Here is a 23575-nt window from a genome sequence, read left to right on the forward strand (position 1 = left end):
AAGGATTCACCCGGTGGCCGCGCCTACGTTGGAGGCACGCGCTCACTCAGGACGTCGTACACCACTCTGCTGGACTCCACTCTCCGGCAAGCGGCTGAGCCGCACCCCCTACCGGATTCGAACCGGCGCTACCGCCGTGAAAGGGCGGGGTCCTGGGCCGCTAGACGAAGGGGGCCCGCTCCGCCGCCTGGGCGCCGGAGCCCGCTCAGCATAGGGCCAGCCGCTGAGCACCCCCAAATGGTCGTTTTCACGCCTCCGGCACCTCTGCTGTATGGTTTCCGACGGCCCGGCCAGGTAGCTCAGTTGGTACGAGCGACCGACTGAAAATCGGTAGGTCGGCGGTTCGACCCCGCCCCTGGCCACACCACGAAAGCCGCAGGTCTCCGGACCTGCGGCTTTCGCCATTTGAGTAGCCGGACGCAGTCGGGCGAGGCCTCGGTGGCGGAGGATCGAGCCATGTTCCTCTACGCCGACCCGACGGCCTGCCCGCGCTGCCGCACGGCTCTGCAGCCCGGCAGCACCGACTGCACACGCTGCCGGGCCCGCCTCGACGACACCGCGGCGTACGACGTCTTCGTGGCGCTGCAGCAGGTCGACCGGCTCGTCACGCGCCTGGTGGAGCGCCCGGCGGTGGCCCCGACCGAGGTCGCTGCCGCCACGCCGGCGGCAGTCCCGCTGGCGGAAGCCCCGCCGGCACGGGAGGCGGCACGTTCGGCCATGTCGGGCCTGACCGTCCCGAAGGTCCTCCTCGGCCTCGGCGCCCTCTGCCTGGTCGTGGCGGCGCTGGTCTTCCTGGTGGTCGCTTGGGCCGCCCTCGGCGTCGGTGGCCGCACGGCGGTCCTGGTCGGCTTCACGGTGGTGGCCGGCGGCCTCGCCGCCTGGAGCGCCCGGTCGGGGCTGCGGGCGGGCGCAGAGTCCATGACCACGGTGGCCCTCGGCCTCCTCCTGCTCGACCTCGCGGGCGCGAGGAGCTCGGGCTGGTTCGGAGACCTGGGCGCCAGCGGTTTCGCGCTGCTCGCCGGCAGCGTCGTGACGCTCGTGGGGGCGGCAGCGACGCTGGCCACCCGGCGTACGACGGAGCCGCGGCTCCTCAGCGCGGAGGTCGCCGCCTCGGGCGGCATCGTCGCGGCCCTGGCCGGTCTGCAGGGGACGGTGACGTTCTCCGACGCTGCCTGGATGCTGACCTGCCTGGCCGTGACCGCGGTCCTCGCCCTGGCCGGCCGGCGTCTCCGGCTCGGCCTGCCGACGTGGACCGCGGTCGCGCTCACCGCGATGGCGTGGGTCGGGCTCGCGGGCATCGGCGCGGTCCGCAGCGTCAGCCACCCGTCGTGGGCCGAGCTCGCCGACCACGTCCGCATCTGGCCGCTGCTGGTCGCGGCCCTCCTGGCCGCCGCGCCCGCCACCGTCAGGCGCCTGCCGGTCGACGCGCGGGCCGCGGGCGCTGCTGTCAGCACGTTCCTCCTGACCCTGCTGGTCGCGGTGCCGGGCCTCGACGAGGGCGTCGTGCTCGTTGTCCTCGTCCTGGTCGCCGTCGTCGCCGCGCACGCCGCAGCCGGCTGGCTGCTCCCCCGCCCGTGGCGCCAGGTCAGCACCGCGCCCCTCGCCCTGGCCGGCTGTACGACGGCGCTCGCGGCCGCCGCGGCCGCGCTCGGCTCCGTGTCCACGTCGCCCCTGCTCACGCACGGGCTGTGGGACGCGACGGCGACCGAGATGATCGCTCCCGACCGGATGGACGCCGTGTGGGCGCTGCTGATGCCGCTCACGGCAGCGGCAACCGCCGTCGCGGTGGTGACCCTCGTGCGCCTGGTGTCCGCCACCTCCGGACGTGCGCTGGTCACACCGGCGGTCGCGTGCGTCCTCGCCAGCTGCGCCTTCTGCCCCGTCATCGTGGGCGCCCCGCGCTGGACCGTCGTCGCCGTGCTCCTGCTCGTCGCGGCGGGCCTGCTCGCCTGGGCGCTCAGGCGCTCCGCGCCCGTCAGCGGGCTGGTCGCCGTGCCGCTCGTCGCGCTGGCCTTCGCGTCCGCACTCGCCGACGACGGCCTCACCGTCACCGTCCTCATCCTGCTGACCGCCGTGCTCGCCGCCGCTGGCACGCCGGCGGCACCGCGCTGGGCCCGCACGAGCTCGCCGTGGCTGCTTCCTGCGAGCGTCGCGGCCACTGTCTGGTCCGTCGCGTCGGTGCTCGAGGTCGACGGCAGCTGGCGTGCCGTGCCCGTCCTCGCCATGCTTGCCGTGCTCGCCGTCCTGCGGCCCGCGGTCGCCCACGAGGTGTCCGGCCTGGTGATCGCCCTGCTGGCGATGGCGGTCTCCACAGGCTTCGGCCAACCCGACCTGCGGCTCGTCGCGGCCGAGCTGACCGGGCTCGCGCTCGTCGCGACGTACCTCGGCGTGCGCCACCGCCCGGGTGCGGGCCTCGTCGGCCTCGTCCTCCTGGCCGCTGGGGGCCTTGCTGCCTGGCCGGACGCACGCACCGCCACGATCGTGCTCGCCGTGGCGGTGGGCGTGACGGTCCTCCACGAGCTCCGCAAGGTCGAGCCCGCCGCGCTCACCGCGCGCGCGGCCACACCCGTCGCGCTCGGCGCGCTGCTCTGGACCGTCGCCGGCCTCGCCGGACTGCACGCGGCCTGGCAGGGCGTGCCGGTCGTGGTGGCACTCGGCGCGCTGGCCGTCTGGCGCCCCGACCCCGTGCGCGAGACGCCGGCCGCCCTCGTCGCGACCTGGGCCGCCGTGGCTGCCCTCGCCCCGCTTGCGGAGCCGCAGGGCTGGACGGCGGTCTACCTCACGCTCGGAGGCGTCGCGCTGACCGCCGCGTCGCTGCTCCACCCCACGCGCCGCATGGCCGCGTGGGCGGGCCTGGCGCTCCTGACCCTCGCCACCTGGCTCCGGCTGCAGCAGCTCGGCGTCGGCACCGTCGAGGCGTACACGCTGCCGCTCGCGGCGGTCCTCCTCGTCGTCGGCACCGTCGCGCTGCTCCGCGGCGACCGCTCCAGCCTGCAGACGCAGGGCGCCGGCCTGGGCCTCGCGCTCGTGCCGAGCCTGCTGCAGGCGCTCGCGGAGCCCCTCGCCCTCCGGGCTGCGCTGCTCGGCATCGGCTGCGTGCTCCTCATCGCCCTCGGCATCGGCCGGCGCTGGGCGGCTCCCCTGCTCGCCGGCGGCGCCACGCTGGCCCTCCTGGTGCTGCGGCAGATGACGATCGCCCAGGCGATCCCGCAGTGGGCCCTGATCGCGGCCGCCGGCGTGCTCCTCACCTTCCTCGGCCTCACCTGGGAGCAGCGGCTCGCCAATGTCCGCACCGCCGCCGGCTACGTCCGCGGACTCCGCTGAGGACGTCGCCGGCGGTCGCTAGGGTCGCGGGCATGATCCCGCCGCTGGCCCTCGTGCACCGGTTCCGCCCGGTGCAGCTGGTCCAGCACGAGCGCCGCACCGGCTTCCGCGCACCGTTCGTCGCGGTCGAGGCGGAGGTCGACCCGGCGGCGCCCCAGACGGTCCTGGAGATCCGCTCCGGCACGACACTGCTGACCGTCACCCACGACGTACGCCGCCGGCGCGTCCACCTCGACGTGCACCTGCCCCGCCGGAGCCGCCGCATCCGCAGCCGGCGCCACGGCGGCCTCGGCGCGCCAGCCGCGGGCCTCGCCCTCACCCTCACGGGCCGCTGGCTCACCGCGTGGACGCGCGACGCCCCCGATGCGCCCTGGACCGCCCGCGGCAAGGTGCACGTGACCGACTTCGTCGAGGTCCGCGACCCGGCCTTCCTCGCCGATCTCGAGGTGCTCGAGCCGCAGGGCGCGCTGACGTCGCGCTCGGGCACCTTCGGCCAGGTCGGCCTGCGCGACCTCCACCTCGTGACGTACGCCGACGGGTCGCCGTACGTCCGCGACGGGCGGCACCACGTCACGGTGACGCAGGCCGGGCCCGGCTTCGGCGACACCGCGCAGACCGGCGTGTGGTCGTGGGACGCGGGCACCGACGACCTCCGCCCCGAGGCGCTGCTGTGGTGGCGCCGCGACGGGCTGGTGCAGGGGGACCATGCGGTGCACCTCGTCCGTGACGGCGAGCAGTGGCACGTGCTCGCGAGCACGTGGGGCGACTTCGACCGGACTCGCGTCGCGATCACCCACACGACGACGGCTGACGACCTGCTGTCCGGCGAGCACGTCCTCGAGGGCGAGGAGCTCGACCTGCCACGACCGCCCGGTCGCCACGTGGGCGTGTGGGACCCGCACCTGGTCCGCATCGACGGGACATGGCACCTCTCGTGGGTCGCAGCGCGGAAGTTCTTCGACTTCCGGCCGGCCCTCGGGCGCGCGGCGACGCCGACCGGCCCGTGGGAGCTGGTCGGCGTGGTCGAGGACCGCTCCGCCACCGAGGGCGGGGTCATCGTCGAGACGGATGCGGGGTGGCGGCTGCTCGCGAGCGACGGCCCGGAGAACCCGCGGGGGCTGCGGCAGCGCTACCCGGCGTTCGACCTGGAGCTGAACGAGGTCGGCGCGCTGGACGCGGCGTACGGCACGAACATCCCGTGGCCGAGCGTGGTCCGTCTGCACGCCGTGCCGTCAGTGTGGGCGATGCTCACCTTCGACGGAACGGAGTACGGCGGTCCGCTCCCGGGCTACGGGACGCACGGGGACGTCCTGGTGCTGCGGAGCGACCGGTAGGGCTCAGTCCTCGTCGGTCGCTGCGTCGAGCAGTGCGCGCACCTCGGACTGACGGAACCGGCGGTGGCCACCCAGCGTGCGGATCGAGCCGATCTTCCCGGCTTGCGCCCAACGCGTCACGGTCTTGGGGTCGACGCGGAAGAGCGCGGCCACCTCCGCCGGAGTCAGCAGCGGATCATCGTCGACAGAAGTCGTCGTCATGGGGTGCACCCTTCCCGAGTTGGTTCACGTCAGCGGGACCCGAGTCCCACCGTTGTCGCACCGACTGCCCTCGAGCAGCCGGCCCCCGCGACGCGTCCAGACTGCCACATGGGTCGCGCCCGTTGCCATTCCGAACGGCCCGGGTGACCGAGGTCACCCAGCATCTGCGCATGCCACAGGACAGCCGGGGTATGCGCCCGTACGACGCCCCGCGGGCGTCAGTCGCGCGAGTCGGAGTACTCCGACCAATCGCCGAACTCGTCCTCCGGCGCGGGGTCGGGCTGGCTCGTGTAGGAGCCAGTCTGTGAATGCAGCTCGTTGGCCAGCGCCCCGAAGTCGGTCTCGTGAGTCCGGTACTTCAGGTCGCGGGCGACCTTCGTCTGCTTTGCCTTGGCTCGGCCGCGTCCCATAGGAGCCGACCCCCTCGCGCGTCTGCCGGGGCTGGCTCAGCCAGCACACCCGGTCTGGGTTCGTTGTGTCGTGGCCCCAACGCTACCGGGTCCGTGGTCGTTACCGGAAACCGGCGACGGGCCGCGAGACGTGGCGGTCGCCACGCCGGCCCGCACGGGTCACCAGCCGGGGTGCTGCCCCGTCAGCGCGACGGTGCCGTCACCGACCTGGACCTCGCCGGCGACCCACGCCTCGACGCCGTGGGCGGCGAGCGTGGCGATCGCGGTGTCGACGTCGGCAGCGGGAGTCAGCGAGACCATGCCGACGCCGCAGTTGAGCGTCGCCTCGAGGCTCGCCTGGTCGACGCCACCGGCCGTGCGGACCAGGTCGAAGACCGGCTGCGGCGTCCAGCTGGCGCGGTCGAGCGTCGCGGAGAGGTGCTTCGGCATGACGCGCGCCAGGTTGTTGGCCAGGCCGCCACCGGTGATGTGGGCCATCGCGTGGGTGCCGGTCGCGTCGGCGAGCGCGAGGCAGGCCTTCGCGTAGATCTTGGTGGGGATCAGCAGCTCCTCGCCGAGCGTCGAGCCGAGCTCGTCGACCTGGCGGTCGAGCGCCCAACCGAGCTTGGTGAAGAAGACGTGGCGGGCCAGCGAGTAGCCGTTGGAGTGGAGGCCCGAGGCCTTCATCGCGATGACGACGTCACCGGCCTCGACCTTCTCGGCGCCGAGCAGGCGGTGGGCGTCGACGACACCGGTCGTCGCGCCGGCCACGTCGTACTCGTCAGGGGCCAGGAGGCCGGGGTGCTCCGCGGTCTCGCCGCCGACCAGCGCACAGCCGGCCTCGGTGCACGCCTCGGCGATGCCCTTGACGATCGCGGCGATGCGCTCGGGGACGACCTTGCCGGTGGCGATGTAGTCGGTCATGAAGAGCGGCTCGGCGCCACAGACGACGAGGTCGTCGACGACCATGCCGACGAGGTCGAAGCCGATGGTGTCGTGCTTGTCCATCTTCCGCGCGATGTCGACCTTGGTGCCGACGCCGTCGGTGGAGGTCGCGAGCAGCGGGCGCTCGTACTTCTTGAGCGCGGAGGCGTCGAAGAGCCCGGCGAAGCCGCCCAGGCCACCCATGACCTCGGGGCGACGCGACTTGGCCACCGACTCCTTCATCAGCTCGACCGCGAGGTCGGCGGCCACGATGTCGACGCCGGCCTCGGCGTAGGCGTTCGGGGTGGTCTCAGTCATCGTCAGTCCTTGCTGTGGAGCGGCGGGTCAGGGGCGCGAGAGCGCGTCGGAGGCGCCGCCGGAAGCAGCGGTGGTCGCGACGCCGTCGAGCGGGTCGACGACGCAGCAGGGGTCCTGCTGGACCTCGAGCACGTCCTTGCCGCGGACCTCGGCCAGCGGCACGGGGTACTCGCCGTCGAAGCAGGCGCGGCAGAAGGAGTCCATCGGCAGGGTCGTCGCGTCGACGAGGTCGTCGAGCGAGACGTAGCCCAGCGAGTCGGCGCCGATCGAGGTGGCGATCTCGTCGGCCGAGAGGCCGTTGGCGATCAGCTCGGCGCGGGTGGCGAAGTCGATGCCGTAGAAGCAGGGCCACTTGACCGGCGGGCTGGAGATCCGGACGTGGACCTCCTTGGCCCCCGCCTCACGCAGCATGCGGACCAGCGCGCGCTGGGTGTTGCCGCGCACGATCGAGTCGTCGACGACGACGAGGCGCTTGCCCTCGATGACGTCGCGCAGCGGGTTGAGCTTCAGCCGGATGCCGAGCTGGCGGATCGTCTGGCTCGGCTGGATGAACGTGCGGCCGACGTAGGAGTTCTTGACCAGGCCCACGCCGTAGGGGATGCCGGACTCCTCGGCGTAGCCGATGGCGGACGGCGTGCCCGACTCCGGCACCGGGATGACCAGGTCGGCGTCGGCGGGGAACGCACGGGCCAGCTTGCGGCCGATCTCGACGCGGACGCTGTGGACCCGCTTGTCGGAGATGATCGTGTCGGGGCGCGCGAGGTAGACGAACTCGAAGAGGCAGCCCTTCGGCTTCGCCTCCGCGAAGCGGCGGGTGCGGAGGCCGTCGGCGTCGATGATGACCATCTCGCCGGGCTCGACCTCACGGACGTACGACGCACCCACGATGTCGAGCGCCGCCGTCTCGGACGCGACGACCCAGCCCCGCTCGAGGCGGCCGAGGACGAGAGGACGGATGCCCTGCGGGTCACGCGCGGCGTACAGGGTGTTCTCGTCCATCCAGACGAGGCAGTAGGCGCCGTGGACCTGCGGGAGCAGCTCGGCCGCCTTCTCCTCGACGCTCTGGTCGCGGTGGAGCGCGAGCAGGGCGGTCAGGACGGAGGTGTCGTTGGTCGCGCCGCTCGGGCCGCGCAAGTCGGAGGGGACGCTGCCCTCGAGCTCGGCGATCTCGTCGAGCTTGCCGGCGAGGTCGGCGGTGTTGGTCAGGTTGCCGTTGTGCGCCAGCGCGATCGACCCGTTGGCCGTCGGGTGGAACGTCGGCTGCGCGTTGTGCCACGTGCTCGCACCGGTGGTGGAGTAGCGCGCGTGGCCGATCGCGACGTGGCCCTTGAGCGCCTCGAGCGTGGCGTCGTCGAAGACCTGGGAGACGAGGCCCATGTCCTTGTAGACGAGGATCTGCTTGCCGTTGGAGACCGCGATGCCGGCCGACTCCTGGCCGCGGTGCTGCAGCGCGTAGATGCCGTAGTAGGTCAGCTTGGCGACGTCCTCACCCGGGGCCCAGACGCCGAAGACGCCGCATTGGTCCTGGGGACCTTGATCCTGGGGGTCGAGGGCGGCGGTCAGCCGGCCGTCGCCACCCTTGCGCGCGGGGTTGTAGGGCACGACGGGAATTCTAGGCGCTGACCAGCGACGCGCCGAACCGTGGACGTTTTCGGGGTCGGTCAGGCGCCGGCGAGCTTCTCCAGGAGCAGCGTCTCGGCGACGCAGACCCTCTCGAACTCCGCCAGGTGGAGCCCCTCGTTGGCGCCGTGGGCACGCGTGTCAGGGTCCTCGACACCGGTCACCAACACGCTGGCCTGCGGAAACGCGTCGAGGAACTCCGCGATGAAGGGGATCGAGCCGCCGACGCCCATGTCGACGGGCGCGGTGCCGTCCCAGGCCTCGGCGAACGCCTCGCGCGCCGCGTCGTACGCCGGACCGGTGGCGTCGATGCGCGTCGCCTCGCCGGTGTCGACCGGAGTGACGGTCACCTGGGCGCCCCACGGGGCGTGCGACGTCAGGTGGCGGGTGAGCGCCTCGAGGGCGTTGCCGGCGCTGTCGCCGGGAGCGACGCGGAGGCTGATCTTGGCGCGCGCGGCGGGAACGAGGGTGTTGGAGGCACCGTCGACCTTTGGGGCGTCGAGGCCGATGATGCTGAGGCTCGGCTTCGTCCAGAGGCGGGCGACCGCGCTGCCGTCGCCGATGAACGCGACGCCGTCGGCGATGCCGGACTCGGCGCGCAGCCGGTCCTCGGGATAGTCGATGTCGGCGGCGGGCCCGCTGTGCAGGCCCTCGATCGCAACGTTGCCGGCGTCGTCGTGGAGCGTGCTGATCAGCCGGCTCAGCGCGATCAGCGCGTCGGGGACGACGCCGCCCCACATGCCGGAGTGGACGGCGTGGTCGAGGGTCCGGACCTCGACGTCGGCACGGACCAGGCCACGCAGGCTCGTGGTCAGCGCGGGGACGCCGATGTCCCAGTTGGCGGAGTCGGCGATGACGATGACGTCGGCCTCGAGGTCGTCCTTGTGCGCTGCGAGGAGGGCGGGCAGCGTCTCGGAGCCGACCTCCTCCTCGCCCTCGATGAAGAGGCGGACGGTCACGGGCAGGGCGTCGCCGTGGGCCCGGATCGCGGCCAGGTGGGCGGCGATGCCGGCCTTGTCGTCGGCCGCGCCACGGGCGTAGAGCCGGCCGTCGCGCTCGGTCGGCTCCCAGGGGGCGGAGTCCCACTCGGCGTGGTCGTTCTCGGGCTGGACGTCGTGGTGCGCATAGAGCAGCACCGTCGGGGCGCCCTCGGGGCCCTTCTTCTCGCCGATGACAGCGGGCGCCGAGCCGTCGTGCGCGCGGACGATCCGCGCGTCGAAGCCCTCGGCGGCGAAGAGGTCGCGGGTCGCCTCCGCACTGCGCTCCACCTCGCCCGCGCGGGCCGGGTCGGCGCTCACGCTCTGGATCCGGACCAGGTCCTCGAGGTCGCCGCGGAGCTGCGGCATGAGCTGCTGGATCTTCTGGCGGGCGGCGTCGACGCTCATGGCCCCGAGGTTAGCGACGGATCCGCAGCGGAACGGGGCCGCCGCGGTCACGACCTGGCTACGTTCCGGGTACGACCGGGCCGGAGGCGGGCGGACCGGGCGCTACACCAGCGGGAGGTACGCCGTCAGGTCGGTGCGCTCGCCGCTGGCCCGCAGGGCGCCGGAGGCCAGCGCTTCGTGCCAGCCCAGCTCGCCGGCGGCGAGGGCCAGCCAGGTCGCGGCGTCGGTCTCCACGACGGCCCGCGGGGTGCCGCGGGTGTGGCGACCACCCTCGACCGCCTGCACCGCGCCGTACGGCGGGACGCGGACCTCGACGGAGTAGCCGGGAGCGCGCCGCTCGAGCAGGCCGAGCGTGTCCTTGACCAGGAGCTTGAGCTCGGCGCGCTGCGCGGTGCCGTCGCGCCATGCCTGCCAGGCCGCCGCGAGGGCGGCAGGGTCGACGGGGCGCTGGCGGGGAGGCATGGCTCCATCGTCCCCGATCGGCCAGGCAGTGGCGTGAGGCAGGGGTGTCGTCAGGCAGGGCGTCAGGCAGGGGCGTCAGGCAGGGGCGTCAGGCAGGGTCCGCATCCCGCGCAGGGGTGAGAACACGACCGGAAGCGAGGCCAGGACACCGATCGCCGTGCCGACCCAGAGCGTCGGCACCACGCCGATCTGGCCGGCGAGGAGTCCCGAGCCGAGCGCGGCGAGCGGCATGACGCCCCAGACCAGGAACCGGATGGAGGCGTTCATGCGCCCGAGGAGGCGGGGCGGGCAGACCCGCTGCCGCATGCTCACCTGCGTGACGTTGTAGGTCAGCACGCTCCACGACGTCAGGAACTCCGCCACGAGGAGCATCGCGACGGCGATCGCATGGTTCGGCGCATGCACCGTCAGCGGCAGCAGCACGCACGGGATGCCGAACACGACTGCGGAGACCGGGATGACGGTGCCCTCGCCGATGACGCGGGCGAAGCGCGCGGCCGTGAGCGCGCCGAGGATCCCGCCGACCGAACCGACGCTGAAGACGAGTCCGAGCACCCAGGGCTCGAAGCCGAGCGTGCGCAGCAGCAGGATCGGCATCAGCGTGTTGACCAGCGTCGACCCGATGTTGCTCAGCGACGTGCAGAGCGTGATCGGCCGCAGCAGCTCGTGGTGCAGCACGAAGCGGAGACCCTCCGCGACCGCGGTGACCAGCGGGTCGTGGTCGGCACGCGCGGTCGGCACCTCCGTGTCCCGGACGCGTAGCAGCGCGATCGCCGAGGCGAGGTAGCCCACCGCGTCGGAGAGCATCAGCACCGGCGCGCTGATCACCTTCAGCAGGAGGCCGCCGAGTGCCGGGCCGCCGATGCGCGCGATCTGCGCGGTGCCCTCCAGGCGGGAGTTCGCGGCTCCGACCTGGTCCGGGCGCACGAGGAACGGCAGATAGGACTGGTACGAGACGTCGAAGAAGACCGAGGCGGCGCCGATGACCAGGGCCACGGCGTACAGGTGCCACATCGCGAGGGCACCGGCGAACCACAGGACCGGGACGACGAGCGCCACCGCGACCCGGACCAGGTCGGCGGCGATCATCGTGCGCCGCTTGAGCCAGCGGTCCACCCAGGCGCCGGCCGGAAGCCCGACGAGCAGGAACGCCGCGGTGGACGCCGCGTTGAGCACGCCCACCTGGAACGTCGTGGCGTCGAGCAGCGCGACCGCCACGACCGGCAGCGCGAGCTGGCCGATCTCCTTGCAGAAGACCGAGAGCGACTCACCCGCCCAGAGCCGGTTGAAGTCGCGGTGGCCGCGCAGGGTGGCGGCCGGGGGCCCGGGCAGCACCGAGGCGCCGGGGGTGCCGTCGGGAAGGTCCTCGGGCGCCTCGTTCGTCACCCGAGCATCATGGCCGCCGGGTCAGTCGAAATGACCCTGCCGGCCACGCTTGATATCACTTCGTTGCCTCTTCGAGGCGAGCCGGCGCTCCTTCGAGCCGCGGGTCGGCTTCGTCGGCCGGCGCTTCGGGGCCGGTGGTGCGGCCGCCTCGCGGAGCAGTTGGGCCATGCGCTCGCGGGCCGCCTTGCGGTTGGCGAGCTGCGCGCGGTACTCGCTCGCCGCGATCGTGAGGACGCCGTCGACGAGCCGCCCGCGGAGCCGGTCGAGCACCCGGTCGCGGAGCTGGTCGGGCACGGACCCGGCGCGGGCCACGTCGTACGAGAGCTCGACGCGACTGTCGGTGGTGTTGACGCCCTGTCCACCCGGTCCGGACGAGCGCGAGAACCGCTCGGAGAGGTCCCCCTCGGGGACCACCCAGCGGCTCGTCACGATCAGGTCAGGCATGCGACCAGCCTAGGCGGACCCGGGACCGCGCCTCGACGCGCAGAAACCCGGGTCTCGGCGCACCAGGACCCGGGTTTCGACGTACGACGGGGGTGGATCAGGCCATGGCGGCCGGGAGCGTGGCGCTCCAGGCCTCGCGGACCTCGGCGATCGGCAGCTCGAACTGGCCCTCGACCACGATCGCGTCGCCGCCGGTCGTGCCGAGCGCAGCAGCCGGGACGCCGTGCTTCGCAGCCAGCGCCTCGAGCTCGCCCGTGCGGTCGGCCGGGACCGCGACGAGGACGCGGGCGGTCGACTCGGCGAAGAGCGCCAGGAACGGGTCGCCCTCGAGGGAGACGGTCACACCGACGCCGTTCTTGATCGACGACTCGACGAGGGTCTGCGCGAGACCACCGTCGGCGAGGTCGTGGGCCGTGGCCAGCAGGCCGACGCCCTCACGGAGCAGGAGGGCGAGCGCCTTCTCCGCAGCGAAGTCGACCTTCGGCGGGAGGCCGCCGAGGTGGCCGTGGACGACGTGCGCCCACTCGGAGCCGGAGAGCTCCTCCCGGGTCTCGCCGAGCAGGTAGACCGCCTGGCCCGCGGCCTCGAACGCCGACGGCGTGCGCTTGGTGACGTCGTCGATCACACCGAGGACGGCGACGACCGGGGTCGGCAGGATCGCGGTCTCGCCGGTCTGGTTGTAGAGCGAGACGTTGCCGCCGGTGACGGGGGTGCCGAGCTCCTTGCAGGCGTCCTTGAGGCCGGTGCAGGCCTGGGCGAACTGCCACATGACGGCCGGGTCCTCGGGCGAGCCGAAGTTGAGGCAGTCGGAGACGGCGAGCGGCTCGGCGCCACCGGTGGCGACGTTGCGGTAGGACTCGACGAGCGCGAGCTGGGCGCCGGCGTACGGGTCGAGCTTGGCGAAGCGGCCGTTGCAGTCGGTCGAGATCGAGACGCCGAGGTTGGTCTCCTCGTCGATGCGGATCATGCCGGAGTCGGACGGCTGCGAGAGGACCGTGTTGCCGCGGACGTAGCGGTCGTACTGGTCGGTGATCCAGGACTTGTCGCAGAGGTTCGGGCTCGCGGCGAGCTGGACGACCGTCGAGCGCAGCTCGGCGCCGGTGGACGGGCGCGGGAGCTTCTCCGCGCCGTCGGCCTGCAGGGCGTCCTGCCAGTCGGGGCGGGCGAAGGGGCGGTTGTAGACCGGGCCCTCGTGGGCGACCGTGCCCGGCGGGACGTCGACGACGGTCTGGCCGTGCCAGTCGATGACCAGGCGGCCGGTGTCGGTGACCTCGCCGATGACCGCGGCCTCGACGTCCCACTTGCGGCAGATCGCGAGGAAGGCGTCGATGTTGGCGGGCTCGACGACCGCCATCATCCGCTCCTGCGACTCGCTCATGAGGATCTCCTCGGGCGAGAGCGTGGAGTCGCGCAGCGGCACCTTGTCGAGCTCGACGTGCATGCCGCCGTCACCCGCGGAGGCGAGCTCGGAGGTGGCACACGAGAGGCCCGCGCCGCCGAGGTCCTGGATGCCGGCGACGACGTGGGCGCCGTACAGCTCGAGGGTGCACTCGATGAGGAGCTTCTCCATGAACGGGTCGCCGACCTGGACGGCGGGGCGCTTGGCCGGGCCGTCGGCGTCGAACGTCTCGGAGGCGAGCACGGAGACGCCGCCGATGCCGTCGCCACCGGTGCGCGCGCCGTACAGGACGACGAGGTTGCCGGTGCCGGAGGCGTTGGCGAGGTGGAGGTCCTCGTGCCGCAGGACGCCGACAGCGAGCGCGTTGACGAGCGGGTTGCCGTAGTACGTCGCGTCGAAGACCGCCTCGCCGCCGATGTTGGGCAGGCCGAGGCAGTTGCCATAGCCACCGACGCCGGCGACGATGCCGGGGAGCACGCGGTGGGTGTCGGGGGCGTCGAGCGGGCCGAAGCGGAGCGGGTCCATGACCGCGACCGGGCGCGCGCCCATCGCGATGATGTCGCGGACGATGCCGCCGATGCCGGTCGCGGCACCCTGGTACGGCTCGACGTACGACGGGTGGTTGTGGGACTCCACCTTGAAGCTGACGGCGTAGCCCTGGCCGATGTCGAGGACCCCGGCGTTCTCGCCGATGCCGGCGAGCATCGGGCCGCGCGGGGTCTCCTGCGCGAGCTCGCCGAACTGCTTGAGGTGGACCTTGGAGGACTTGTAGGAGCAGTGCTCCGACCACATGACGGAATACATCGCCAGCTCGGCGCCCGTGGGGCGGCGGCCGAGGATCTCGCGGATCCGGGCGTACTCGTCCTCCTTGAGGCCGAGCTCAGCCCACGGCTGCTCCCGCTCGGGGTCGGTGCTGGCGACAGCGACGGTGTCCAGGGCGGAAGTGCGGCTCTCAGTCACGCGCCAGATTCTACGGGCGCGCGGGACCGCCCCGAGCCACGGTCCGCCCCGCGTGCGGCGCGGCGCCGGGACGCCCCTCCGCACTGCCACGGGCGCAGCGCGCCGACCTCCGCACGACCGCTCGTCACCCCTTCTGACCTGCGAAAACTACATATTTGTAGTTCGCTGTTGCCTCTGTTGCTGGTGTTACTCGTGTGGTTAACGTGGTCCCTCACCTCACTTTCGGAGACTCACCATGCGCGCCCTCACCCGGAACCGGAGCGGCCAGCGGACCTCGTCGTCCGCCCAGCTCCGCACCCGTCTGACCACGACGCTCGTCGCTCTCGCCGCCGTCCTCGGCCTCGGCGCGGGTGGCCTCGCCGTGACCGGCGACGACGCGCGCGCCGAGCTGGCCGCCGGCAGCAACCCGGTCACGCCCGGCTCCTTCACCGGCTACGGCTTCGACCAGTGCCTGGCGCCGACGCAGGCGAAGATGGACGCCTGGCTGGCGAGCTCGCCGTTCCTCTCCGTCGGCATCTACATCAGCGGCAACTCGCGTGCGTGCCGCAGCCAGCCCAACCTCACGCCGGCCTGGGTCTCGACCCAGCTGGCCCGCGGCTGGCGCCTGCTGCCGATCACGCTCGGCCCGCAGGCCAGCTGCCAGCCCCGCTTCCCCCGGTACGGCGACGACCCGACGATCAACCCGGACCCGACCAACTGGTGGTCCAAGGCGAAGGCCCAGGGCACGCTCGAGGCCGGGCGCGCGGTCGCCGCGGCCAAGGACCTCGGCATCGTCCCCGGCAGCACGCTCTTCTACGACCTCGAGGGCTTCGACCTCAGCAACACCAACTGCCGCGAGTCGGCGCTCCGCTTCGTGCACGCCTGGGACATCCGGCTCCACGAGCTCGGCTACAAGGCCGGCTTCTACTCGAGCGCCAGCTCCGGCATCAAGATGGTCGACGACGCCCGCGTGAACCACCCCGGCGTCTTCACGCTCCCCGACACGATCTGGATCGCCCGCTGGGACGGCCAGGCGACCACGACCACCGAGTCGCGCTACCTCCGCAGCGACGGCTGGACCGGCGGCAGCCGGCTGAAGCAGTACCAGGGCGGCCACGACGAGACCTGGGGCGGCGTGACCATCAACATCGACCGCAACTGGCTCGAGGTCGGTGGCGGATCGCGGGCCCGCAAGGAGACGCACTGCGGCGGCATCCCGGTCGACTTCACGTCCTACATCGCGCTGTCGCCGGGCATGAAGCGGACCCAGGTCACCACGCTCAAGTGCCTGCTGAGCGAGCAGGGCATCACCGGCATGCAGGTCTCCAACCCCTACTTCGGTCGCGGGCTCTCCGCCGGCATCAACACCTGGCTCACCCGTGAGGGCTTCCAGCCCGCCACGTCGTGGCGTGCCGGCCACTGGAAGGGGCTCCTGCCCCGCGGCGGCTCGGGCTGGGAGAAGCGCGGCTCCAGCGGCGCCTCCGTCTGGCGGCTCCAGCGCGCGCTCATCGCACGCGGCATCCCCGTGCCGCTCACCGGTGTCTTCGACCAGGCCACCGACGCGGCGGTCCGGACCTACCAGTCGTCACGCGACCTGAAGGCGAACGGCGTGGTCACGCCGTCGACCTGGACGCTGCTCTACCGCGGCCGCTGAGGTCCACCTGGGCCGCTGAGGCGGCGCGAGCTCACCGCCCGCGCCGCTTCGGGCGGGTCAGCCGCCGACGGGCGGGCCGGCGATGAGGGCGACGGCGGTCAGCGCGACCACCGCACCCGCGAACGCCGCGAGGGCGCGCAGGCGGTTGTGCAGCAGCCAGCAGACGGCACGCTGGCCACGGCCCGGGCTGTCGGCCCGCGACTGCCACGAGGTGCCGAGCAGGCCGCGGGACTCGGCGTACCGCTCGAAGAGGATGGTGAAGAACGGCGGGATGGACGACGCCAGCCCGAGCAGGACGCGGCGCTTGCTCCACCCCTGGTCGATGCCGATCACGATCGTGACGAGGCAGAAGGCGATGAAGGCGACCCCGTGGATCGGGCCCGCGATCTGGACGCCGAGCTCAGTCGTCTTGAAGCCGTACTTCAGCAGCATGCCGGTCAGCAGCGCGGCCCAGGTGACCGCCTCGGTGACGGCCAGGGCCTTGAAGAGGCGCAGCGGGGTCATCACGCGAAGACGGACGCGGCGAGCGAGGTGAAGAAGCCGAGGCCCTCGGTGCCCGGGCCGCACAGCTCCTCGACGGCGTGCTCGGGGTGCGGCATGAGGCCGACCACGTTGCCGCGCTCGTTGGTGATGCCGGCGATGTCGCGCAGCGAGCCGTTCGGGTTGACGTCGAGGTAGCGCGCGACGACGCGGCCCTCGCCCTCGAGCATGTCGAGGGTGGCCTCGTCGGCGACGAAGGAGCCCTCGCCGTTCTTGAGGACGACGGTGATCTCCTGGTCCTTCTCGTACGCCGAGGTCCAGGCGGTCGCGTTGTTCTCGATGCGGAGCTTCTGGTCGCGGCAGACGAACTTGCGGTGGTCGTTGCGGATCAGCGCGCCGGGCAGCAGGTGCGACTCGGTGAGGATCTGGAAGCCGTTGCAGATGCCGAGGACGGGCATGCCCTTGTGGGCCGCCTCGATGACCTCGGTCATGACCGGCGAGAAGCGCGAGATGGCGCCGCAGCGAAGGTAGTCACCGAAGGAGAAGCCGCCCGGGAGGACGACCGCGTCGACGCCCTTCAGGTCGTGGTCGCCGTGCCAGAGCGCGACGGCCTCGTTGCCACCGATCGTGACGGCGCGCTGCGCGTCGACGTCGTCGAGCGTGCCCGGGAAGGTGACGACGCCGATCTTCACGCCTGCTCCTCCACGCGGACCACGAAGTCCTCGATCACGGTGTTGGCGAGGAGCGTCTCGGCCATCTTCTCGATCTCGGCGAGCGTGGCCTCGTCGGCCGACTCGACCTCGAGCTCGAACCGCTTGCCCTGGCGGACGTCGGTCACGCCGGAGAAGCCGAGGCGGGGCAGCGCGCCGTGGACGGCCTTGCCCTGCGGGTCGAGGATTTCCGGCTTGAGCATGACGTCGACGACGACACGGGCCACGATGAGCTCCTAGAGAAGTGCGGATCTTCGGCGCTCAGTCTACGGGCGCCCAGCCATGGGCCGGGCACCGCGCCCAGCACGCGGCCGCGCTTGGCAGGATGCTCGCCATGACTGTCGCCCGGAACCTCACCGTCACGACGCCCGACGGTGTGACCCTCGCTGTCCAGGACCACCCGGGACCGGGGCCGACCATCGTCGCCGTGCACGGCTACCCCGACGACCACCACGTCTGGGACGGCGTGGTCGCCGAGCTCACCGAGCGCTTCCGCGTCGTGACGTACGACGTGCGCGGCGCCGGCTCCTCGTCCACTCCGTCGGGGCGGCGGTCCTACCGCATCGACCGGCTGGCGGCCGACCTCGGAGCCGTCATCGACCACGTCGCCGGCGACGAGCCCGTTCATCTGCTGGCCCACGACTGGGGCTCGATCCAGACGTGGGGCCTGGTGACCGACCCCGCGTGGAGCAGCCGCCTGCTCTCCTACAGCTCGATCTCCGGGCCTGACCTGGACATGGTCGGTGTGTGGCTGCGCGGCCTCCGCGAGCGCCCGCGGGCCATCGCGCGCCAGCTGCTCGACTCCTACTACGTCGCGCTCTTCCAGCTGCCCGCCGTGCCCGAGGCGGTGATCCGCCTCGGCGTGCTCGACCGGTTCGTGCGCCACTCGGCACGCCACGGGCTGCCGAAGGACGCGGTCGTCCGTGACCGCAGCCGCTCCGACGCCGAGGCCGGCCTGGCCCTGTACCGCGCGAACTTCCTCCCCCGGCTCGCGCGCCCGCGCCCCCGGCGTACGACGGTGCCGGTGCAGGTCCTGGCGCCGACCGACGACCTCCACGTCGACTCCGAGATGCAGCGCACCGCGCCCGCCCCGTGGTGCGAGTCGCTGGCCACGCTGGAGATCCCGGGCAACCACTGGGTCGTCGAGCACTCCCCCGCGCTCGTCGCCGGCCACGTCGCCCGGTTCATCGACGAGATGACCGGCAAGGCCGACGTCGCCCTCTTCTGAGGCCGGGACGGCAGCGGCCCGGCCCCACCGAGGTGGGACCGGGCCGGCCGGGCGTAGCGCGGGCTGATCGGGTCAGCGCGGGAGCTCGCGCTTGAGGATCTTGCCGGTGGCGGTCATCGGGAGGGACTCCACGATCTCGACGACGCGGGGGTACTTGTACGCCGCCATCTGCTCCTTGCCCCAGGCAACGAGCTCCTCGGGCGTGGCGCTGGCGCCGGGCTTGAGGATGACGAACGCCTTGACCTCCTCGCCGTGGCTGTCGTGCGGGACGCCGATCACGGCGGCCAGCGAGATCGCCGGGTGCGAGAGCAGGACCTCCTCGATCTCGCGGGGGTACACGTTGAAGCCGCCGCGGATGATCATGTCCTTGGAGCGGTCGACGATGAAGTAGTAGCCGTCCTCGTCCTTGCGGGCGAGGTCGCCGGAGCGGAACCAGCCGTCCTTGATCGCCTCGGCCGTCGCCTCGGGGCGGCCGTAGTAGCGCTTCATGATGTTGTGGCCCTTGATCGCGATCTCACCGACGGCGCCGACCTCGGTCACCTCGGACCAGTCGTCGTTGATCAGCTTGACCTCGATGCCCCAGATCGGGGTGCCGATCGAGCCCGGCTTGTTGGGCTTGCTCGGGTCGCCGAAGGTCGCCACCGGCGAGGTCTCCGAGAGGCCGTAGCCCTCGAGGATCTGCACGTGCAGGCGCTCCTTGGTCTCCTTGATGATCTCGACGGGCAGCGCCGCGCCGCCGGAGACACCCATCCGGAGGTTCTTGGCGATGCGGTCGACGTCGACCTCGTCGGTGAGCGCCTGGAGCAGCCCCCACCACATCGTCGGCACGCCGGCGAAGAAGGTGATCTCCTCGGTCTCCATCAGCTGCACGACCTGCGCGGCGTCGAAGCGCGGCACGAGGTACAGCGTGGCGGCCATCGAGAAGCCCGCGTGCATCTGCACGGTCGCGCCGAAGGTGTGGAAGAGCGGCAGGCAGAGGATGTGGGAGTCCGCCGCCGGACGGCTGTTGAAGAGCCGGTTGCTCGTCACGACGTTCATGGTCGTGTTGGCGTGGCTGAGCTCCGCGCCCTTCGGCTTGCCGGTCGTGCCGGAGGTGAAGAGGATGACCGCGGTGTCGGAGGCCTCGCGCACGACCGAGTCGAAGACCGGGCTCTTGCCGGCCAGGGCCGAGCCCATCGTCTCGGCACCCTCGATCGGGCTGGGCGCCGCGGGGTCGGCGGTGATGAGGAAGAAGCTCTCCACCCCGTCGACGGCCTGCGCGGCCTTGAACCCCTCCTCGCCCATCGGCAGGTCAGGGGTGCCCTGGAAGCAGAAGTACGCCTTGACGTCGGCCTCTTCCAGGTGGAAGGCGATCTCGCGGTCCTTGAGCAGGACGTTGAGCGGGACGACGACGCCGCCGGCCTTGAGGATGCCGTAGTAGACGATCGGGAAGTACGGCAGGTTCGGGCAGCTCAGCGCCACCTTGTCGCCCGGCTGGATGCCGCGCTCGACCAGCAGGTTGGCCACCTGGTTGGCGGCGCCGTTGACCTGCGCGTAGGTCAGGCGCGTGGGCCCCAGGACGAGGGCGTCGCGATCCGGGTAGTTGCGGGCGGAGTCCTCGAGGAGGAAGGAGAGGTTCAGCATGCGCCCAAACCTAGGCGACACCTGCCGTGGTGGGGATGTGCATCCGCACAAATTCCACGGCGGCGACGTCGTACGCCGCGACGACCGCAGGGCGCTCGGGAGTCAGGAGCCGAGCAGGGGCGCGTCGGGGTCGAGCTCGAGCCCCAGGGTCGCCGCGTGGCGGATCACCATGCCGACGATCGTGTCAGTCAGCAGCCGCTCGAGCGCGTCGGCATCGAGCGTGTGCGCCTCCTCCGAGGCCCAGTACGCCACCGCCGCGCGGACATGGCCGGCGATGCCGACGAAGAGCAGGTGCGTGGACGCCGCCTGGCTGGCGTCAAGGGTCATCCCGCGACCCACGGCCACCCCGGCGACGATCTGCTCGAGGAAGCCGGCGTACCGCGTGGTGGCCCGGTTGAGCTCGCTCTGCTCCCCATCGCCCAGCTCGCGCTCGACCAGGGCGTGCAGGCTCGGGTTGCCGACGACCCAGTGGACGGTCTCGCCGACGAGCGAGTGCGCCACGGCGTACAGCGTCTGGGTGAGGTCGACCGGCCGGGTGATCAGCGCGAACGCCTGCTCGAGCACGTCGGCCTGCACCGCGCGGGTGAGCTGCAGCCGCCCGCCGAAGTGACGCTGGACGACGGTGCGCACGAGGCCGACCCGCTCGGCGACGTCGTGGAGCCGGAGCTCCGCGCCGGGAGGCGCCTCGGAGACGACCGCGATCGCCGCGTCGAGGATCAGGCGGCGCCGCTGCTCGCGGTGCTCGTCCCAGCGCGTGTTGCGGCCGTCGCGGATGCGGGAGGGGACGGCAGGGGGCACGCGCGGAAGTCTGCCACGCGCGCCCCCTCCGTGTGGCCGGTCAGCCGCGAAGGGCCGGCGGGAAGATCCTCAGCAGGTTGCCCCAGCTCCGCTTGCCGCCGTACGCCGCGAGCGCCTTGCCGGACTTCGCCGCGGTCTTGGCGGTGACGAACCAAGGCATCGTGGGCGCCATCGTGAACTCGCCCTTGAGGTACGAGACCGGGAACGGGTGGAACGGGCCGCTGACCACGGTCTTCTCCGAGCGCGCGATCAGGTGGGTGTTGTGGACGACGCCGATGCCCGAGCCGACCTGCTCGAGCGTGTGGCCCGGGTAGGCACCCCAGGTCGCACCACCGAGGAGGAAGGCGATGCCGCTCCACACGTTGATGCCCACCGCTCCGTAGCGGAGGTCGGCGATGAGCTCGTCGAAGCGGGCACCCATCTTCTTGATGTCGCGCGGGTGCACGATCAGCGATCCGCCCAGCGTGCCGTCGAGCCGGTCGTTGGCGAACGCGACCGCGTTCGTGAGGAACTCCTCGCCCAGGCCGGGCAGCTCCGTGATGCCGAGGACAGCGGCGAAGTACTCACCGTCGTAGAGCTCGGTCGGACTGTCGTCGCCCAGCGTCACGAGCGTGCAGGAGCCGACCTGCTCGGCGGCGTCGCCGTACGTCGCCCTGGCGCGGTCGATCGACGCCTCCGCGTTGGGATACCACGGTGCGCGCGGCGCGATCTCGCCGAGGACCGTGCGGATGGCGTCGAGGAACGCGTCCTTCTGGTCCCAGTCGGACGAGATCAGCAGCGCCTGGCCGCCGATGCAGTTGTGACCGGCGTTGTGCAAGCGCTGCGTGACGACGTGCTCGGCCTGGTAGACGAGGTCGGACTTCGCCCACTTTCCGGGGACCACGATGATGGGCGAGACGCCCCCGAGCTCGGAGGTGATCTCCTTGGTCAGCTTCGGGGTGCCCGCCTTGCGGTTCTTCTCCGCGTCCTTGCCGACGCCCCACACGATCGCGTCGTGGGTACGCGCCGAGCCGGTGATGTGCACGTGGTTGATGCCCGGGTGCGACGTCAGGTAGCCGCCGACCTCGGCGCCACCGTTGACGACGCGGACCAGGTCGGCCTCGATGAGCGGCGCCAGGGCGGCGTCGTACACCGGCTTGAGGTGCTGGAAGGTCGGGTTCAGCTTGATGATCGAGGCGCGGTTGAAGGCGACCAGTTCGTAGGCCGCGTCGAGCGGCGCGATCGCGGAGATGTTGCCCGCGCCGAGCACGAGGCCGACGCCGTGGGTCTTCTCCGGGGCCTCGCCAGCGAGGCGGGCACCGAGACCTGCCTCGGCCTTCGCCTGCTCGGCGGTGACGCCGGGCTGCAGCCAGACCTCGGCAACGAAGCCGTTGAAGAGGAGCATGTCCTTGAGGTCCTCGGGCAGCACCCGGATCTTGGTCTGACCGGTCACGGTCGTCGAGATCTTGAGGCCGTCGAGGGGCGACTTGCCGGCCGCCAGCTTGTCGAGCGACGTGGCGTACTCGCCGAACATCGGAGCGGTGGCGGCGGGGCCGGACATCCACTCCTCGCCCTCGTAGGCACCCGACGGCACCTGCTTCGCGGCGGTGGCGGCACCCGCCCACGTGCCGGCGTTGGCCGCGATCGTCTTCTGCGTGCGGCGCAGGAGGTCGGCGCGCGCGCCCAGGTCGAGCTCGGCCCAGGTCGCTGCTCCCGTGGCGAGCGCGGCGACGGCTGCGTCGAGCTCCTCCGTGGTCGCGGGAGTCATGTCGTAGTTGGTGTCCAGGCTCATCAGGAGACCTTGTCCTTCTGCACGCGGTTACGGATGGTGCCGCCGGTCTCGCCGGCGGTGTCGAAGGCGATGATCTCGTCCTTGTGGTTCTTCTCGTAACCCTTGATCTTGCCAGCCCTGCGCTCGGCGAGCTGCTCGGCGTAGATCTCGCGCGGGGTCCGCGGGAAGCCGAAGGCCGTGCGCGCGTCGGCGACGTCCCACACGGTCTCCTCCAGCGGCGCGACGCCCATGACGTACGGCGCCACGATCGGGAAGGTGCGCGGCGTCATGAACTTGACCGCGGCGATCTTGATCGGGCCACCGTGGTGCAGTGCGGCAAGAGCGGGCTTCATGACGGCGCGGATCGCGACGTCGACGACCGGCGACTGCGGCGTGCCCCCCATCTCGCGCATCCACTGGGGCATCGTGGCGAGGACGGCACGGCTGGTGAAGGCGTTGACCACGTTACGGATGGGCAGCGGGATCGAGTGCGGCAGCGACGAGCGGTACTGGTTGACGAGAAACTCGAACATGTCGAGCGCCGGCTCGGAGGCGACCATCTTCGGGCGGAAGTCCTCGAAGTACTGCACGACCTCGGCACGCGTGCGCGGCATGTTCTCGGTGTCGATCGTCTGGAACGCCGCGGCGACGGTGCACTCGCGCCAGTACTCGGCCTCGTCCTCCGGCGACAGCTTGCCCGGGCCGAACATCTCGTAGGTGATCAGGATGGAGTGCCACGCGGTGAGGTGGATCCAGAGCTGGGAGTCGGGGTTGTTGGCCGAGAAGTCCTGGCCGGTCACCGGGTCGGTGCCGATGGCCCGCTTGTGCACCTTCATCAGGATGTCGGAGGACTTCAGGACCGACTGCGCGTCGCCGTACAGGACGGTCGCGAAGTACTGCATGGTGCGGTCGAAGCGGAGCGGGGTGCGCTGCTTGACCTGGCCCGACGCCACGACCGCGGCGGCGAGATGCGGGTCGAGGTGCTCGATGGTGACCGCGCGGGCGAAGCCGATCAGGAACGACGTCGGGTAGATCCACACCCGCCGCGCGACGGAGTCCGCCGCGAAGAACCCGTTGTCGCGCATCGGCGTGATCGCATCACGCGCCTCGACCGTGTTGCCGGCGTACGCCTCGGTCATCTGTGTCTCCTCGCCTCGAGCGGTGCTGTATGCGGTGCATGACGCACCGCATACAAAGATAAGCGGCA

The 23575-nt window shown here is 72.1% G+C and carries 20 protein-coding genes and 2 tRNA genes; 5 read left to right on the plus strand and 17 right to left on the minus strand.

What is annotated here, in order from left to right:
* Nucleotides 1–102: 102 nt before the first annotated feature.
* Nucleotides 103–175: transfer RNA gene (locus tag IEX47_RS15635), tRNA-Glu, on the minus strand.
* A gap of 113 nt (nt 176–288) precedes the next feature.
* Between IEX47_RS15635 and IEX47_RS15640 the strand changes: the two genes are divergently transcribed.
* The 3 genes from IEX47_RS15640 (at nt 289) to IEX47_RS15650 (ending at nt 4658) form a co-directional block, all read left to right on the plus strand.
* Nucleotides 289–362, plus strand: a tRNA-Phe gene (locus IEX47_RS15640).
* A 94-nt stretch (nt 363–456) separates the two neighbouring features.
* Nucleotides 457–3324, plus strand: a complete 2868-nt coding sequence (locus IEX47_RS15645) for an SCO7613 C-terminal domain-containing membrane protein (RefSeq protein ID WP_188784954.1) — start codon at nt 457–459, stop codon at nt 3322–3324.
* A gap of 32 nt (nt 3325–3356) precedes the next feature.
* Nucleotides 3357–4658 (plus strand): glycoside hydrolase family protein, encoded by a 1302-nt coding sequence (locus tag IEX47_RS15650; RefSeq protein WP_188784955.1) that lies wholly within the window; start codon nt 3357–3359, stop codon nt 4656–4658.
* A 3-nt stretch (nt 4659–4661) separates the two neighbouring features.
* On the opposite strand, the gene IEX47_RS15655 is transcribed toward IEX47_RS15650, so the two are convergent.
* The 9 genes from IEX47_RS15655 to purL all read right to left on the minus strand — a co-directional run bounded on the left by IEX47_RS15655 (nt 4662) and on the right by purL (nt 14146).
* Nucleotides 4662–4859 carry a BldC family transcriptional regulator gene (locus IEX47_RS15655; protein ID WP_188784956.1) on the minus strand — a complete coding sequence of 66 codons (198 nt, stop codon included), beginning with the start codon at nt 4857–4859 and terminating at the stop codon, nt 4662–4664.
* 218 nt (nt 4860–5077) lie between these two features.
* Nucleotides 5078–5269, minus strand: coding sequence for a DUF3073 domain-containing protein (locus IEX47_RS15660; protein ID WP_188784957.1), 192 nt, complete (start codon nt 5267–5269; stop codon nt 5078–5080).
* Nucleotides 5270–5428: 159 nt separating this feature from the next.
* Nucleotides 5429–6490: a phosphoribosylformylglycinamidine cyclo-ligase gene (purM, locus tag IEX47_RS15665; RefSeq protein WP_188784958.1), complete on the minus strand. Its 1062-nt coding sequence runs from the start codon at nt 6488–6490 to the stop codon at nt 5429–5431.
* Between the two features lie 27 nt (nt 6491–6517).
* Nucleotides 6518–8092, minus strand: coding sequence for an amidophosphoribosyltransferase (gene purF / locus IEX47_RS15670; protein WP_188784959.1), 1575 nt, complete (start codon nt 8090–8092; stop codon nt 6518–6520).
* A gap of 59 nt (nt 8093–8151) precedes the next feature.
* Complete coding sequence (locus IEX47_RS15675; protein ID WP_188784960.1) at nt 8152–9495, minus strand: dipeptidase; 1344 nt, start codon at nt 9493–9495, stop codon at nt 8152–8154.
* A 102-nt stretch (nt 9496–9597) separates the two neighbouring features.
* Nucleotides 9598–9957: a sterol carrier family protein gene (locus IEX47_RS15680; RefSeq protein WP_188784961.1), complete on the minus strand. Its 360-nt coding sequence runs from the start codon at nt 9955–9957 to the stop codon at nt 9598–9600.
* Between the two features lie 75 nt (nt 9958–10032).
* Nucleotides 10033–11343 (minus strand): MFS transporter, encoded by a 1311-nt coding sequence (locus IEX47_RS15685; protein WP_229662926.1) that lies wholly within the window; start codon nt 11341–11343, stop codon nt 10033–10035.
* A gap of 21 nt (nt 11344–11364) precedes the next feature.
* The gene (arfB, locus tag IEX47_RS15690) at nt 11365–11787 is read right to left on the minus strand and encodes an alternative ribosome rescue aminoacyl-tRNA hydrolase ArfB (RefSeq protein WP_188784962.1); all 423 of its coding nucleotides are present in this window, start codon (nt 11785–11787) and stop codon (nt 11365–11367) included.
* 97 nt (nt 11788–11884) lie between these two features.
* Nucleotides 11885–14146, minus strand: a complete 2262-nt coding sequence (purL, locus tag IEX47_RS15695) for a phosphoribosylformylglycinamidine synthase subunit PurL (RefSeq protein ID WP_188784963.1) — start codon at nt 14144–14146, stop codon at nt 11885–11887.
* A 235-nt stretch (nt 14147–14381) separates the two neighbouring features.
* On the opposite strand from purL, the gene IEX47_RS15700 reads away from it, so the two are divergent.
* Complete coding sequence (locus tag IEX47_RS15700; protein WP_188784964.1) at nt 14382–15779, plus strand: glycoside hydrolase domain-containing protein; 1398 nt, start codon at nt 14382–14384, stop codon at nt 15777–15779.
* A 57-nt stretch (nt 15780–15836) separates the two neighbouring features.
* On the opposite strand, the gene IEX47_RS15705 is transcribed toward IEX47_RS15700, so the two are convergent.
* From IEX47_RS15705 to purS, 3 genes are read right to left on the minus strand one after another with little or no spacing between them, the layout of a single operon-like run.
* Nucleotides 15837–16283, minus strand: a complete 447-nt coding sequence (locus IEX47_RS15705; RefSeq protein ID WP_188784965.1) for a DUF3817 domain-containing protein — start codon at nt 16281–16283, stop codon at nt 15837–15839.
* Entirely contained in the window at nt 16283–16951 is a 669-nt protein-coding gene (gene purQ / locus IEX47_RS15710; RefSeq protein ID WP_188784966.1) for a phosphoribosylformylglycinamidine synthase subunit PurQ, read from the minus strand. The genes IEX47_RS15705 and purQ overlap by 1 nt, the downstream gene beginning before the upstream one ends.
* Entirely contained in the window at nt 16948–17196 is a 249-nt protein-coding gene (purS, locus tag IEX47_RS15715) for a phosphoribosylformylglycinamidine synthase subunit PurS (RefSeq protein ID WP_188784967.1), read from the minus strand. The genes purQ and purS overlap by 4 nt, the downstream gene beginning before the upstream one ends.
* A 107-nt stretch (nt 17197–17303) precedes the next feature.
* On the opposite strand from purS, the gene IEX47_RS15720 reads away from it, so the two are divergent.
* Nucleotides 17304–18197 carry an alpha/beta fold hydrolase gene (locus tag IEX47_RS15720; protein ID WP_188784968.1) on the plus strand — a complete coding sequence of 298 codons (894 nt, stop codon included), beginning with the start codon at nt 17304–17306 and terminating at the stop codon, nt 18195–18197.
* Between the two features lie 72 nt (nt 18198–18269).
* On the opposite strand, the gene IEX47_RS15725 is transcribed toward IEX47_RS15720, so the two are convergent.
* From IEX47_RS15725 to IEX47_RS15740, 4 genes are all read right to left on the minus strand, one after another.
* A complete protein-coding gene (locus IEX47_RS15725; RefSeq protein WP_188784969.1) occupies nt 18270–19820 on the minus strand; it encodes a long-chain-fatty-acid--CoA ligase in 1551 nt (516 codons plus the stop codon).
* 102 nt (nt 19821–19922) lie between these two features.
* Nucleotides 19923–20618 (minus strand): TetR/AcrR family transcriptional regulator, encoded by a 696-nt coding sequence (locus IEX47_RS15730; RefSeq protein WP_188784970.1) that lies wholly within the window; start codon nt 20616–20618, stop codon nt 19923–19925.
* A gap of 40 nt (nt 20619–20658) precedes the next feature.
* Complete coding sequence (locus IEX47_RS15735; protein WP_188784971.1) at nt 20659–22389, minus strand: aldehyde dehydrogenase family protein; 1731 nt, start codon at nt 22387–22389, stop codon at nt 20659–20661.
* Entirely contained in the window at nt 22389–23507 is a 1119-nt protein-coding gene (locus tag IEX47_RS15740) for an oxygenase MpaB family protein (RefSeq protein ID WP_188784972.1), read from the minus strand. The genes IEX47_RS15735 and IEX47_RS15740 overlap by 1 nt, the downstream gene beginning before the upstream one ends.
* Nucleotides 23508–23575: the final 68 nt, after the last annotated feature.

The sequence above is a fragment of the Nocardioides phosphati genome, from assembly GCF_014646375.1.
GTDB classification, from domain to species: Bacteria; Actinomycetota; Actinomycetes; order Propionibacteriales; family Nocardioidaceae; genus Nocardioides; species Nocardioides phosphati.